Origin of the sequence: Chryseolinea sp. H1M3-3 (genome assembly GCF_029360725.1) — a bacterium.
Lineage (GTDB): Bacteria > Bacteroidota > Bacteroidia > Cytophagales > Cyclobacteriaceae > Chryseolinea.
In genome coordinates this window covers 563093-576614 of sequence record NZ_JARKMY010000002.1, presented here as the reverse complement: position 1 = coordinate 576614, position 13522 = coordinate 563093, and the positions used below count along the sequence as shown (strand labels likewise).

The 13522-nt window shown below is 42.0% G+C and carries 13 protein-coding genes; all 13 read right to left on the bottom strand.

The genetic code is table 11. The annotated features are described in order from the left end of the window. Positions 1-23 precede the first annotated feature (23 nt). Complete coding sequence (locus P2W71_RS10020) at positions 24-3665, bottom strand: sensor histidine kinase (protein WP_276370372.1); 3642 nt, start codon at positions 3663-3665, stop codon at positions 24-26. A 38-nt stretch (positions 3666-3703) separates the two neighbouring features. Beyond that, positions 3704-4090 carry a DUF983 domain-containing protein gene (locus P2W71_RS10015; protein ID WP_276370370.1) on the bottom strand — a complete coding sequence of 129 codons (387 nt, stop codon included), beginning with the start codon at positions 4088-4090 and terminating at the stop codon, positions 3704-3706. Beyond that, complete coding sequence (locus tag P2W71_RS10010) at positions 4050-4307, bottom strand: hypothetical protein (RefSeq protein ID WP_276370368.1); 258 nt, start codon at positions 4305-4307, stop codon at positions 4050-4052. Before P2W71_RS10010 ends, P2W71_RS10015 begins: the two co-directional genes overlap by 41 nt. Positions 4308-4316: 9 nt before the next feature. Then, positions 4317-4856 (bottom strand): DUF420 domain-containing protein, encoded by a 540-nt coding sequence (locus tag P2W71_RS10005; RefSeq protein ID WP_276370366.1) that lies wholly within the window; start codon positions 4854-4856, stop codon positions 4317-4319. A 1-nt stretch (position 4857) separates the two neighbouring features. Further along, positions 4858-5346, bottom strand: a complete 489-nt coding sequence (locus P2W71_RS10000) for a hypothetical protein (protein WP_276370364.1) — start codon at positions 5344-5346, stop codon at positions 4858-4860. A 78-nt stretch (positions 5347-5424) separates the two neighbouring features. Then, positions 5425-5751: a cytochrome C oxidase subunit IV family protein gene (locus P2W71_RS09995; protein WP_276370362.1), complete on the bottom strand. Its 327-nt coding sequence runs from the start codon at positions 5749-5751 to the stop codon at positions 5425-5427. 35 nt (positions 5752-5786) lie between these two features. Further along, positions 5787-6530, bottom strand: a complete 744-nt coding sequence (locus P2W71_RS09990; protein WP_276370360.1) for a cytochrome c oxidase subunit 3 — start codon at positions 6528-6530, stop codon at positions 5787-5789. A gap of 19 nt (positions 6531-6549) precedes the next feature. After that, entirely contained in the window at positions 6550-7131 is a 582-nt protein-coding gene (locus P2W71_RS09985; RefSeq protein WP_276370357.1) for a cytochrome c oxidase subunit 3, read from the bottom strand. Positions 7132-7152: 21 nt separating this feature from the next. After that, positions 7153-8049 carry a heme o synthase gene (gene cyoE, locus P2W71_RS09980; RefSeq protein ID WP_276370354.1) on the bottom strand — a complete coding sequence of 299 codons (897 nt, stop codon included), beginning with the start codon at positions 8047-8049 and terminating at the stop codon, positions 7153-7155. After that, positions 8046-9056 (bottom strand): COX15/CtaA family protein, encoded by a 1011-nt coding sequence (locus P2W71_RS09975; protein WP_276370351.1) that lies wholly within the window; start codon positions 9054-9056, stop codon positions 8046-8048. Before P2W71_RS09975 ends, cyoE begins: the two co-directional genes overlap by 4 nt. Positions 9057-9151: 95 nt before the next feature. After that, positions 9152-11041, bottom strand: a complete 1890-nt coding sequence (locus tag P2W71_RS09970; RefSeq protein WP_276370348.1) for a cbb3-type cytochrome c oxidase subunit I — start codon at positions 11039-11041, stop codon at positions 9152-9154. 23 nt (positions 11042-11064) lie between these two features. Further along, complete coding sequence (locus tag P2W71_RS09965; protein ID WP_276370345.1) at positions 11065-12135, bottom strand: cytochrome c oxidase subunit II; 1071 nt, start codon at positions 12133-12135, stop codon at positions 11065-11067. A gap of 14 nt (positions 12136-12149) precedes the next feature. Beyond that, on the bottom strand, positions 12150-13520 hold the full coding sequence (locus P2W71_RS09960; RefSeq protein WP_276370343.1) for a quinol:cytochrome C oxidoreductase: 1371 nt from the start codon (positions 13518-13520) through the stop codon (positions 12150-12152). Between the last annotated feature and the right edge of the window lie 2 nt (positions 13521-13522).

Genomic DNA, 13522 nt, shown 5'->3' with positions numbered 1-13522 from the left:
AAGTACCGGTGCAACTTGATTCGCTATTTTTCCAATACAGGTAAAGCGACATAAAATATGGATCCTTTGCCAATTTCTGTTTCGAACCAAATTTTACCTTTCATTTGTTCAATTGCTTGCTTGGTGATGGCCAATCCTAATCCTGAGCCGGTTTGTTTCGTTGTGAAATACGGTGAAAAAATTCGTTCGGCTTCGTGCGGCTGAATGCCTTTACCGGTATCTTGAAATTCTATTACATAATTACCGTTGTCTTGTTTCAGGGATACCTTTACCTGCATCGCCTTTCCCGGTTGCGCAGACTGAAAGGCATTTAAGATTAAATTCGAAAAGGTCCGGCCCAGCAATTGTTCATCACCAAGTACAAACGCCTCCTTGAATGACGATGTAAAAATCAGATCTCCGGCATGCAAGTGAAGGTCAACGATTCTTCGAAGCAGTGACACCAATTCTAACGGGTGCATTACTGGCTCTGGCATTTTGGCAAACGAACTGAAAGAGGATGCGATCTCGTTTAAAGTTTCGACCTGTGTCAACAATGAAGCGACCGCCTTCTCGATTTTTTCAGGCGTTTGTGAAGCAGCTGAAAGCGAACGCTCTAATTGCTGAAGCGTTAACTTCATTGGCGTTAGCGGGTTCTTAATTTCATGAGCTACCTGCTGTGCAATCTCCCGCCAGGCGCGTTCGCGCTGCGTGTGTTCCAGCTCAGCTTTGCTTTCCCCCAACTTCAGCAGCATTTGATTATATTCTTTTACCATCAGGCCAATCTCGTCATCGGCGTTCCAAATCAACGGCTGGTTTGTTTTGACCAACGAAGTTTTTCTTAGCGATTGTGTAATAAATTTCAGCGGAAAGGTTAGCCATTGAGATACAAAATAAGAGAGGATAACGAGCCCTATAAAAATGAGTGCGAAGATGCTCAAGATGTTTGCAAGAATAGAAATCTGCACCCGTTCTAATGAGGAGGCTGATTGAAAAAATGGTATTCCCAAAATGCCGATGAGTTTTCCTGTTCTGGGGGCTTTCAACGCGGCGTAAGAAACGAAGTACTCCAGCGTGCCGACGTGTTCTGTTTGAATCACAAGATTTTTACCATCAAGAATTTCACGCCATGCTTTTGGATTGATATAACCAGAAACCAGGTTGTTTTCAACGATAAGCGGTTGACTGGACGCCAACAATTCGCCGCTCACGTCATAGACGTTGGCATCCAGGTTTGTAAGGCTCGCCATGTCAGTCAGTGCATTCTCAAAACTTCCCACATCACCAGTGCCTCCGTCCAGGTAATTATTGAGGTTAACTGCGAGCTGCGTTCCAAACGCTTCAGCCTTGTTCAGGTATTCATTGTTCAGCTGAATCTGTGATGAGATATTGGTCAGATTTAATGTGGTGACACTCACAATAATCAGTGGTAAGAAAAACGCTGCGTTTAACAACAATTGAATTCGCGCAGAAAAAAATAGTTTTTCTCCCTGCCAATAATTTTCAATTCCCAGAAATAACAGTTGAATAAGTATGATGGCCAATCCCAGTACCAACCAGAAAGAAAAATTGGCTAACATATATACGCGTTGTGTTTGCGGCGATGACACGACTGCCACTCTGCTGTTTTGGTCTTCTAAAGCGATATGATCAAATCCAGCCTCTGTCACCCCAATGGTATGAAGCTCAGGTATACCCAGCCACCCGCGTTTAAATGCTTTCTCATAGTTGAAATCGCCAGAACTAAACAATAAACTAGTATCGGAGTATACTGCGTAGCTGATGTCCTGCGCCCGGTAAAATTCCTTAAAACTATTGTCGACCAAAAGTTCAGGATAGACACTTTCCGGAATTATTTTTTTTAACGACAACTCCAGAACGACGTAACCGGCAATCACATTCATCCTGCTCATTGGAATCTTCACAAGGTACTTCTGGGTGACGTCGTTGGAAGGGCTGTTGATAAAGTAAACACTCTCGTAACCCGTCCGGAACGAGTCATTATCATAGGCGCCGATCATTTCGGAAAAGCTTGCATCCGTTCTATTATCTAACGGTTGGCCTGCTGCATTAAAAATATTGATTTCAACATCATACTTATTAAAATAGCTGGGCATGAATACCTGACGAATCTTTTGCCTCACAGCATCCCGGCTTAGAAATGGCGATGCTATGCGAATCTGGCTAAAAGCATCTTTAGAGATCTTTTCAGCAGTTTCGCGCAATAGGTACTCGCCGAAATAATCACGATCGATCAAGAAATTGGAAGCAAAGCGGAATTGATTTTCTATCTTTTCTTTGTGTTCAAAAAAATGTATGGCATAAGCTCCATTCGCAGACATAAAGAAAATTGAAACAAAAAGATAAACGAATGTCTTGAACCCCAATTGTCGTAAGCTGTTGTATAACCTTAGGAAGTACACCAACATGAAATATCCTGTACCTAAAACCAAAGAAGATAAAAACGATTGTTCAATGATGGTATTAATAACAAAGAACAAGATTAAAGCTATCAGAAAAGAAATAATCACCCTAACGCTATTGCTATCTGCAATCAGCAACCGTGTAAATGTGTGAGCAAATAAAAAAGAACAAATTCCGGAAAGCAATACCCCTATCGTAGCAACAATTCGCAATTGATCGAATCGCAAAGACTGTGATAAGTCCAGAACAATGGATGAGTTATTATACAATGTTTGAATGACAATAAAAGGAAATAACGCGGCGTATAACACGCATAATGCCGATACAACAGAGAGCACCCACGCAAATAGATTCCGGGAATAGAAATATTTCAGGCTTTTAAACTTCTTATAGTTTCTAAACAAATGAATGCATAGAATCAATAGAAAAATTTCATTTAAGATGAGATCACCCAGTGAGGCATTGAGGGTAGAAGAGGCAAAAATTTGCGGATTAAAAAGATCCGCATCCAACAACCCTGCAGGAAAATTAAAGCTCACCATCGCATACCGGATCGACCATAACAGCGCATACAAAAACAGAAACTGAATTTCGGGCGAAGGTATTTTTACAAGATAATGGTACGAAAGACCGATCAACAAAACAATTGATATCGAGATAAAGGCAACAGCAGCGAAATTCATTTTTTGATGAATGGGCAAATCGTTAATCAAAAAACTAATTCGAAACACGCACTCGTCCTGAATGCATACCGGCAGACCAAGATTTGCATCAGGCTCAAGAATATCAAAACTAGAAGCAGGGAAAACATGATCATTCCATTCTCTTGTGAGGTAATCATTGGTGATCGTATAATTACGAATGAGTGGAATGATAGCAACGAGAAACTGCCTGCCATTCAGTTTCCATTTTTTGGCCAGGTAATTTCCATTGCCAGCCTTCAATAGTTTGATCGTGAAAGGTTCCGCTACGGATGCAGCCGTAGGCACAAAGTCATTGGTTGACCATGAAATCAGGCGACCGCCGTTAAATAAAAAAAAGGAATATCTCGCCTCGGACGGTAGGAGTTGAATCTCGCCCTCCGTTAGGCTGGAAATAATTTGGGCAGCCTCCGCGTCGATGTGTTTAAGTTCTTTCTCGAGATTTTCAGACACATTGAGGGCAACGGCCTGCGGAGATACAGATTGATTTCCAAAATAAACCAGCAGTAGCCCGACTACAAATGAAAAGAGAAAACTAAAAGTTAGATACTTGGAATTCAACGGCCAATCACAAATTGATGATTGATAAAGTTAAGGAATTACTTTGGTTGCGAGAGACGCGGATTGTATTTGATGCCGCCGAATAAGTGAAGGTAAACGATTCTGGACCAGCGGTAGTTTAAAGGTGCAAAGAGTATCAGTACACCGATTGTAACACCGATATAAACCCATTCAGAAAAATCTCCGAGCAAATAAAGAATCGCGCTGATGAAAACCAAAAATGCGACGGTGAAACCATAGCCGACATACATGGCACCTTGATAGAATCCAGGCTCCGGTTCAAGTCTGACGCCACAGTGCGGGCAAGTTTTGTTCATCACGTTAAACTTTCCAATACGATTCACCGGATAAGTAAAGATATTGCCCTCACGGCAACGCGGACACTTACCGAGGACTAACGCTGTCAGATAATTTCTTGCTTGCATTCTTACTTGATTTATACCACATATAACCGATGATCATCACTGCCAGGTAAGGCATACTTAATAAATACAAAATGCCGGTATTTATTCCAGCAGCAATACCAGGATCGCCGTTTGAGTAGTTATTCTCAAGCGTTGATCGGCACATGGCACATTGCGCAAAAACATGTTCTGCAGAACCCATCAAAAGTATGCAAACAATTACAGCGATCCTTTTCATATTCAAGACCTATTGATAATACGGACTAATCATAATGTATACTACAACACCGGTTACAGCCACATAGAGCCAAATGGGAAAAGCTATCTTTGCTATTTTCCGGTGCTTGAGAAAGTCACCTCTCCATGCGTACAAATACGTGAAAAGCACCAGCGGTATAACAACTACTGAAAGCAAAATGTGCGTGATAAGGATGAAAAAATAGATATATCTTATAAAACCAACGCCTCCGAAGGATGTAGAATCACTGGTCATGTGGTAGGCAACATACATGATTAAGAACAGGGCTGAAAGTGCCATGCAAGCGGTCATTAAAACTTGATGTAGACGTTGCTTTCGATTCTTTATGGCTACCAGGGCAGCGATCAACAGGCAGGCGGTTAGGCCATTAATCGAAGCGTAAATAGGCGGTAAAAATGAAAAATCATAGCCGTCAATTTTAACTCCAAACAAAACAGCCACAGCGACCGGAATAATAATTGAGATCGCCACAATCAATTTTTGAAAGGGCTCTTTTCGGGGCAATGTTTTTAGTGGTGTTTCTTCCATTCTAAAACTTTTTGAATAGTATAGATAATTCCATCAGCAACCGGTCAATTTCATCGCGATCACCAGAAACATACTGGCCGCGAATAACGCCTTCATCATCTATCAATACCAGATCAAACGGCTCCTTTAAAAAAAACACGCATTTTTTCAGTACGGCTGCATTCCTTTGATCATCCAGTATATTTGTTTTAACCTCCATGCCGTGTTCTTTTTTTACCCTGCTCAATTGGTTTCTGGATTCGGTGTTTAACTCACCAAAATGAATTAACGTTAAGCTATCCGCTGAAAGCTGAAGGGATGACATAACACTATCCGGAATATGATACGGGAGTGTAATGTTAACACCACATTCTGACACTCCTTCCGGATATACATCTGTATACAACGGCGGCACGTTAAATTCATTTTTCCCAAAAAACTTCAGAAACACAAAAACGCAAGCTGGAAACAAGAGCGCTAGAAACAGAAGGACTATCTTTTTTACTTTCATAGATTTAAAACCACTAGTCCGACAATAAAAAAGGCTTAAGTCCTCACCTAAGCCTTTTACCAATGCCAGGATGTATACTTATCGCACGCTACCGATGGCAAAGCCTTCATAAACAAAGGCTACCAACATCCACACGACGAATATCATCGGAATTAATATTGACCAAAACAATATCTTCACTTCATATTTTAAGTGCATAAACTCCAGCACAATATATCCTGCTTTCACTATTGTTAAGGCAACGAAAAGAAAAGTCTTAGTTGCACCATGGGGCATTGTAAAAGCTATGATAAATTCTACTGCTGTCACAATACCAAGTATTCCCGCTACTGTCCAAAGTTTTTTGATTTTTTCCTTGTTAGGCGGAACCACATTTATGTGTGCATTTTCATCTGAGTAATCCATGTCTTATTTATTTACTATTTGATGATTAATTTCAATTAAACGAGATAGAAGAACGTAAACACAAATACCCACACCAAGTCAACAAAGTGCCAGTATAACCCTACTTTTTCCACCATCTCATAATGGCCTCTCCTTTGGTAAACACCGGTTACCGTATTATAGTAAATGAGAAAGTTAAGACATACTCCGCTAAATACGTGGAAACCATGGAAGCCAGTTATAAAGAAAAAGAACGCCGCAAAATCGGGGGGGCCATATTGGTTATGCACCAGGTTGGCACCAAAGAACGTTGTACCTTCTGCTACTGCTTTACCGGTTTCAGCGCCATGGATAAAGTGCGCCCATTCCCATGCCTGGCAAGATAAGAAGGCAATACCTCCTAGAATGGTCCAGAGCATCCATTTCTCTACGGCTTTGCGGTCCATCCGATGGCCAGCTTCTACTGCCAACACCATAGTAACGCTACTCATGATCAAGATGAAAGTCATGATACCTACGAAAACCAACGGTAGCTCAACGCCATGCAAAAATGGAACAGCTTCGAAAACTCTTTCAGGAACGGGCCAATAATTTTGAGAAAAAACAAAATCTTCAATAGGGCCTGTGTAGCCTTCGTGTGAAGAGCGTACCAATCCATACGTAATAAGAAGTGCAGAAAAAGTAAAGGCATCGGACAATAAGAAGAACCACATCATGAGTTTACCATAACTGGCACCCATGGGTGATGCTCCACCATCCCACACACTTTTATCTGACGCTACTGACGAACTGCTTGCCATAAATACTATGCGTTAAAGATTATCGGTTTAAGAGTAAAAAGACGAACAAATATAACCAAAGTCCATCCAAAAAATGCCAATACGTTGCGCACATTTCTATCCGCAACAGGTTTTTAGAATGAATCTTAAGTTGATATACGGAGACAAAAACAATGACTAAAAACACCAGTCCACCGACGATATGCAGTCCGTGTAAGCCGGAAATAACATACACAAATGAACCTGATGGATTTCCTACCAAATGAATGCTATTCTTAATTAGTTCACCCCAAGCCATATACTGGCCGACGAGGAAACTTATTCCTAGCAATGTGGTTAGCGCAGTGGCAATTTTAGCGGATTCCAAATTATCTTTCTTAACGGAGAGATAAGCCCAATGCATTGTGCCACTGCTGGCCAGGATGATCGCTGTTGTTACCAGAAATAAATTTGGCAATTCGAAAATTACCCAGTTGCCATCTGCCTGACGAACAATGTATGCACTGGTCAATGCAGCAAAAATCATAATAACCGTGACGATGAAAAGCCACAGCGCAAATTTTTTGGGCTGCATCGACAGCGGCCGCTTTGCTTCTTCTACAATTCTTATTTCAGTTGCCATAAATTCTTTCTTCCCTCCTAATCAAACTTTATCCAGTAAATATGCAATCTGTACAATGGGTAAATATAAAAATGAACCAAACATAATTTTCAATGCAGAACGGCGATCCCCCGAACGCATCAATGACAATGTCTGTGCAAAGAATAGAACACCGCATACGGTAACAACAATGGCGGAGTTTAGACCTGTTATTCCAAACGTTGCGGGTAATAATCCCAATGGAATAAGGAACATCGTGTAGATCATAATCTGCATAGCGGTATTAAGATCTTTTTTTCCACCCGACGGAAGCAGTTTAAAACCGGCTTTTTTATAATCCTCATCGGAGACCCAGGCGATCGCCCAAAAATGGGGGAACTGCCAAATGAATTGGATACCAAAAATGATCAATGCTTCGTGCGATATCCCTCCCGTTGCCGCTACCCACCCCAGCAATGGCGGAAGAGCACCTGGGAAAGCACCAACGAATACAGCAATAGGGCCTACTCTTTTTAAAGGCGTATAAACAAAGCCATACAAAATCATAGAAACAACAGAAAGAATGGTTGTCAACAGATTTGTGTAAAGCAACAGAATACTCACCCCGGCGAATAGGCAGAAAATTGTCAGTGCACTCGCCTCATTTACAGAAACGCGGTACGTTGGTAAGGGACGGTTCATCGTTCGCGTCATGAGCCGATCCAGATCCTTTTCAATAATTTGATTAATGATGACGGAAGACCCTGACAATAGAAATCCACCCAGGAAAAGCATGGCCAATGTTATCCAATTTATTTGAGGCGAGGCCAGCGCATAACCAAAGCCACATGAAAATGCTACTAAAAAAGACAACCTCGGCTTCAATAGTTCGAAATAAGCACGCGCTTTCGCGGTGACGAAATCAGAACCTGTTAAGTCGTTTATATTGGTAACTATCATTGTGCTACTGAGATCTCAGCTTTTCGATTTAATCTCAAGAGAAAGGCAAATTGCATCCCAAACGTAACTGTAGCCAGCAGCAAGTGCACTGGCTGAAGAAAAGCAGGAACAGCAAAATAGGCCATGCCCATACCGGTTAAAATTGTCCCCAAAATTAGCAGGATTAGGGTAAGTGCGAAAGATTTTGATCCCTCAGTTTTGTACAATCTCACGATTAATCCAACATGCAAAATCAACACAATCCAGGAGAATGATCGGTGAATTATAAATTCAGTTCCAAGATTGCTGATCCATGCCACTCTGTCGGCTTTCAAGGCTACCTGATCGATTGCCTCCCTGACCTGTGTGCCTAATAAAATTTGTACTAACAGAACTGCCATGCAAGCCAAGAGCCACCAGAATCCCAAAGAAGACTGTATCTCTTTTTCGTAACTGCTTTGGTGAACCAGATAAATCAGTAATGCTACAATTACTAATGCTAAAAACATATGCACTGTAATGGTCCATGGCGTCAAGTTGGTTGAAACCACAAAAGAGCCAATCCACCCTTGAAAAGCTACTAAGAGAAATGTTATGCCTGCGATAATGGTAAGCTTGTATTCTGTCCTCCAAAACTTTACTGACACGACAAACACAGCGAAAATCAAAAATCCAATAATGACACCTACGATACGATTAAAATATTCGATCCATGTTTTGGTGGGATTGAAATCACTTTCTTCAAGCACGCCAGGATCATTAAGAATTTTCTCTCCTGTTTCCTTCATTCCAAACGTACTTAAATACTGGGCGAAGCGAACGTTCTTTTTTTGTCGGTAAGCAGCATAAACTTCTTTATAGTTTGATGGCAGATCTTCCACCGATGACGGCGGTACCCAGCGACCAAAGCATTTGGGCCAATCAGGACATCCCATTCCGGAGCCTGTACTCCGAACGACACCACCTACGAGGATCAGTACGTAAACAGCAGCCAATGTTGATATGGTAAGCCTTCGAAATGAACGCATATTAAAATAGATATGCTGATTAGGGCCGAATGAAAAAATAAACAAAGGTTCAAAGCGTAGCGCTTTGAACCCTTCAACCTTAACAGGTGTACATATTAGTGTTTGCCTCCTTCAACTATAATCTTTCCTTCCCCATTCGAGGTTTCGAGTTTGATCAGATCATTTTCGCTCGGAAGGTTAGACTCTGGCGTTTCGGAGAATGGAATATGTTGAGGAATATAATCTTCTTTTGAACCAGGTTTGCTGTAATCGTATGGCCAACGATATACAGAAGGAATTTCACCAACCCAGTTACCATGACCAGGATTGCGAGGAGTAGTCCATTCAAGCGTATTGGATTGCCATGGATTTGCCGGAGCCAAACGGCCGCGGAACATGCTGTAAAAGAAATTGAACAGGAAGATAAATTGCGCAGCCAATGTTAAAATAGCAGCCGTACTTACTAACATATTCAAATCGGTAAAACCACTAAAAGTATCAAAGTTGGTCCAAGAATAATATCGTCTTGGGAATCCGGCGATACCAATATAGTGCATCGGGAAAAACACCATGTATACACCTACAAAAGTGAGCCAGAAATGTATTGATCCCAGCGTCTCGTTCATCATTCTTCCAAACATTTTGGGAAACCAGTGATAAATACCTGCCAGCATTCCGAAGAAAGATGCACTACCCATTACAAGGTGGAAGTGAGCCACAACAAAGTAAGTATCATGAAGCTGGATATCGATAGCAGAATTTCCAAGGAAAATTCCAGTGATACCACCCGTGAGGAAGAATGACACCATTCCAATAGAGAATAACATGCCCGATGTAAAGCGGATGTTACCCTTCCAAAGTGTAGTCACATAGTTAAATATCTTAACAGCAGAAGGAACTGCGATAATAAGGGTCAACAACATGAAGATCGATCCCAGGAATGGATTCATACCTGTTACAAACATGTGATGTGCCCAAACAATAAATGACAGGATGGCAATGAAGAGCATGGAGCCAATCATGGCTTTGTATCCGAAGATTGGTTTACGTGAGTTCGTAGCGATGATCTCGGAAGACAATCCTAATGCAGGAAGCAATACAATGTATACCTCCGGGTGCCCGAGGAACCAGAACAAATGCTGGAATAGAATAGGGCTACCACCATCGTGCGCTAGTGCCTCTCCACCAATGTAGATATCAGACAAATAGAAACTTGTTCCGAAACTGCGGTCGAAGATTAATAACAAAGCTGCTGCAAACAACACTGGGAACGAAAGTACCCCAATGATTGCAGTAAAGAACAGCGCCCAGATCGTGAGTGGCATTTTCGTAAATGACATCCCTTTTGTGCGCAGGTTGATAATGGTCGTAATGTAATTGATACCGCCTAATAAAGAACTTACTATGAATAACGCCATGGCTACCAGCCACAGGGTCATCCCAAGACCCGATCCCTTAATTGCTTGTGGTAATGCGCTAAGCGGGGGATAAATTGTCCATCCTCCAGAGGCAGGACCCGTGGAAAGAAAAAGAGAAGTAAACATGATGACACTGGAAAGGAAAAAGAACCAGTAGGAAAGCATGTTGAGGAATCCTGATGCCATGTCGCGGGCACCGATTTGAAGGGGAATGAGGAAGTTGGCAAATGTTCCGCTTAATCCGGCAGTAAGCACGAAAAATACCATGATCGTTCCGTGCATAGTAACCAGCGCCAGATAAAATTCCGGGTCAAGTTTACCTTCGGGAGTGATCCACTCACCAAGCACTGGCTTAAGCCAATCGAGGTTCATGTCCGGAAAACCAAGTTGCAAGCGGAAGATCACCGAGAGCGTACCACCGAGCAATGCCCAGAAAATACCAGTGATGAGGAATTGCTTTGCAATTACTTTGTGATCCTGACTAAAGACGTAGTTCGTCCAGAAATTGCCTTCGTGATGCTCATGTTCATGGTCATGATCATCGTGATGGTGGACGTCAGAATGAATGTGTATGTCGGTCGTTGCCATGTCGTTGATAATCTTTAATTGTATTAATCATTTGCCTCCGCTACGGATGATCCAGGATCTTTTTGCATTCCTGCTTTTATCATCGCCGCCTCTTTCAACGCATCGGGTACTTTTTTAAGGTAGTCCGGATTTTGTTTTAGCCATGCTTCCTGAGAAGCCTTCCATTTTTCGTATGCTTCTTCTTCCTCTACGACTACAGACATTTTCATCGAGAAATGTCCGCGTCCGCATATTTCTGCGCAAGCCAACTCGTAGTTGAAATTGGGGTTACCCAATTCATCGCGCATTTGCTGTGTGGTCTTTGTAACTGTGAATTTAAATTGTGTGGGCATGCCTGGGACCGCGTCCATTTTCACACGGAAGTGTGGTAAGAATACGCTGTGCAAAACATCTTTTGCCCGAATCTTAAGTAAGATCTCTTTATTAACCGGGAGATGTAACTCTAAGGACTTGAAGTCGTCAAAAGCATTTTTGTCAGTCAAGTCAAGACCAAACTCATTAACATCGTCAATCAGTTTGTAATTATTTTTTCCAAGTGCGCCATCCTTTACACCAGGGTAGCGTGCAGTCCAGGCAAACTGTTGTCCTATAAGTTCAACTACCTCTGCATCTTTTGCTGCCGGGGAAGTAATGTCATTCCAGGCCCGCAAACCAGTAAAGATGAGAACCGCCAACACAATTGCCGGGATAATGGTCCATGCCAACTCCAGATAGTGATTATCAGGATAGTATTTTGCGCGTTGACCCTCACGGTATTGGTATCTATAGATAAACACGAACATAACAATACTGATGATCACGAATGCTATTACAGAAACTGCCATCGTAATCCAGAACAGTGTGTCTGTCCATTTTCCATGGTCGGAAGCTACCGGTAAGTTATATTCATCAAAATAGGCAATGGAGTACCAGAAAAAACCGCCCAAGCTCGCTACCATAAAGACTATGAAAAGCGCCGCGTTCACTTTGTTCGCTGTTCCGCCCCGTTGATCCCGAGGCCCCTTCGCTATGGTTATAAGGTTACTAACCCTGAAGATCATGTATAAGATCGCCAGAATCAGGATAACACCAAGAGAAATAATCAGACTCATCATATCAGTTTCAAAAATTAAATGTGGTGATGGAGACTTTCTTGAAGCATTGGATCATTCTTTCCAAAGAGTGGCAATTTTGTCAAACTGCTAAATGCCACTAACAGGAACAATGAAAGGAAAATCAGCGCAAGACCGATCTCCAATAAACCAACACCTCCGTCATGTTTCATAACACCCGGTGTAACCATATTAAAGAAATCAAACCAGTGTCCAACAATGATGATAGGACAAACCAGTTTCAGCATAGACATTTGTCGTTTGGCGTCCCTTGTCATCAGTAACAAAAAAGGTAGCACAAAATTCAAAATTAAGTTTAAATAAAATATCCAACTGTAGGGACTATTTCTCATGCGTTCAAAAAAGTAAACCGTTTCTTCCGGAATATTTGCATAGTAGATCAATAGGAATTGGCTGAACCAGATGTAAGTCCAGAAAATAGAGAAAGCAAACATAAATTTACCAAGATCATGCAAATGGTTTGAGTTTACGATCTTGAGATAACCAGCATCTTTCAACCATACGGCAATCAACGTAATAACGGCAAGTCCTGTGACCCACCAGCTTGCAAACACATACCATCCGAACATCGTACTGAACCAGTGTGTGTCAATGCTCATTACCCAATCCCATGCAGCGATGGATGAACTTACGCCGAAAAAAATCAGAAAGACGGTAGACAACACGACATTTTTGTGCCAGAAGGAAGTAGTTCCTTGAATATCTTCAGCTGCCATGTTCTTGCGAATCATGATGAAGAACCAATACCACACACCGAAAAACAACACCATTCTGAAAATGAAAAATATCGGGAATGAACCACCAGCCAAAGGCCAGAAAAAGAAGGGCGCCTTCTTGTTGATGATAGGGTCAAATTCAGCACCGTCTTTGTTATATAAATAGTCGTGTGTCCAATGAAAAATATCATGATGTGTTATAAACCAAAGGATCAGCATCACTACACCTGCTATAGGAATCCAGTTACCCATAGCGATACCAATTCGCTTAACGCCTACCGACCAGCCTGCCTGTGCAGCATATTGAATAGCTACGAAGAATAAACCGATTATACCGATTCCAGCAAAGAAGACATTGTTCATCCATAAGGAAGAATAGAGTCGTTTCACCCAAGGTTCAGTTTCATGATGTGTGGCGGTCGCGTGTCCTTCTGAGGCAGCAGCGTGTTGCTGAACACTGGCCACCAGTTCCGAACTTTGAACGGCAGCATGTCCACCATCACCGCCTTCGTGATGGCCACCACCACTTATGGCAAGCACCAGGCCTAGAATAAACAACCCTACACCTATCCCTAAAACAATGTACAGGTTCTTCTTGGTTGCCGGTTTAAATACATAATGTTCTTCCGTAACTACTACTTGATGAGCCATTG

Coding starts and splice junctions, on each gene's coding strand:
- P2W71_RS09985 (WP_276370357.1), bottom strand. CDS start 7,131: ATGGCAACTGAAATAAGAATTGTAGAAGAAGCAAAGCGGCCGCTGTCG.
- P2W71_RS10015 (WP_276370370.1), bottom strand. CDS start 4,090: ATGCAAGCAAGAAATTATCTGACAGCGTTAGTCCTCGGTAAGTGTCCG.
- cyoE (WP_276370354.1), bottom strand. CDS start 8,049: ATGATAGTTACCAATATAAACGACTTAACAGGTTCTGATTTCGTCACC.
- P2W71_RS09995 (WP_276370362.1), bottom strand. CDS start 5,751: ATGGATTACTCAGATGAAAATGCACACATAAATGTGGTTCCGCCTAAC.
- P2W71_RS09965 (WP_276370345.1), bottom strand. CDS start 12,135: ATGATGAGTCTGATTATTTCTCTTGGTGTTATCCTGATTCTGGCGATC.
- P2W71_RS10010 (WP_276370368.1), bottom strand. CDS start 4,307: ATGAAAAGGATCGCTGTAATTGTTTGCATACTTTTGATGGGTTCTGCA.
- P2W71_RS09975 (WP_276370351.1), bottom strand. CDS start 9,056: ATGCGTTCATTTCGAAGGCTTACCATATCAACATTGGCTGCTGTTTAC.
- P2W71_RS09960 (WP_276370343.1), bottom strand. CDS start 13,520: ATGGCTCATCAAGTAGTAGTTACGGAAGAACATTATGTATTTAAACCG.
- P2W71_RS09970 (WP_276370348.1), bottom strand. CDS start 11,041: ATGGCAACGACCGACATACACATTCATTCTGACGTCCACCATCACGAT.
- P2W71_RS10000 (WP_276370364.1), bottom strand. CDS start 5,346: ATGAAAGTAAAAAAGATAGTCCTTCTGTTTCTAGCGCTCTTGTTTCCA.
- P2W71_RS09990 (WP_276370360.1), bottom strand. CDS start 6,530: ATGGCAAGCAGTTCGTCAGTAGCGTCAGATAAAAGTGTGTGGGATGGT.
- P2W71_RS10005 (WP_276370366.1), bottom strand. CDS start 4,856: ATGGAAGAAACACCACTAAAAACATTGCCCCGAAAAGAGCCCTTTCAA.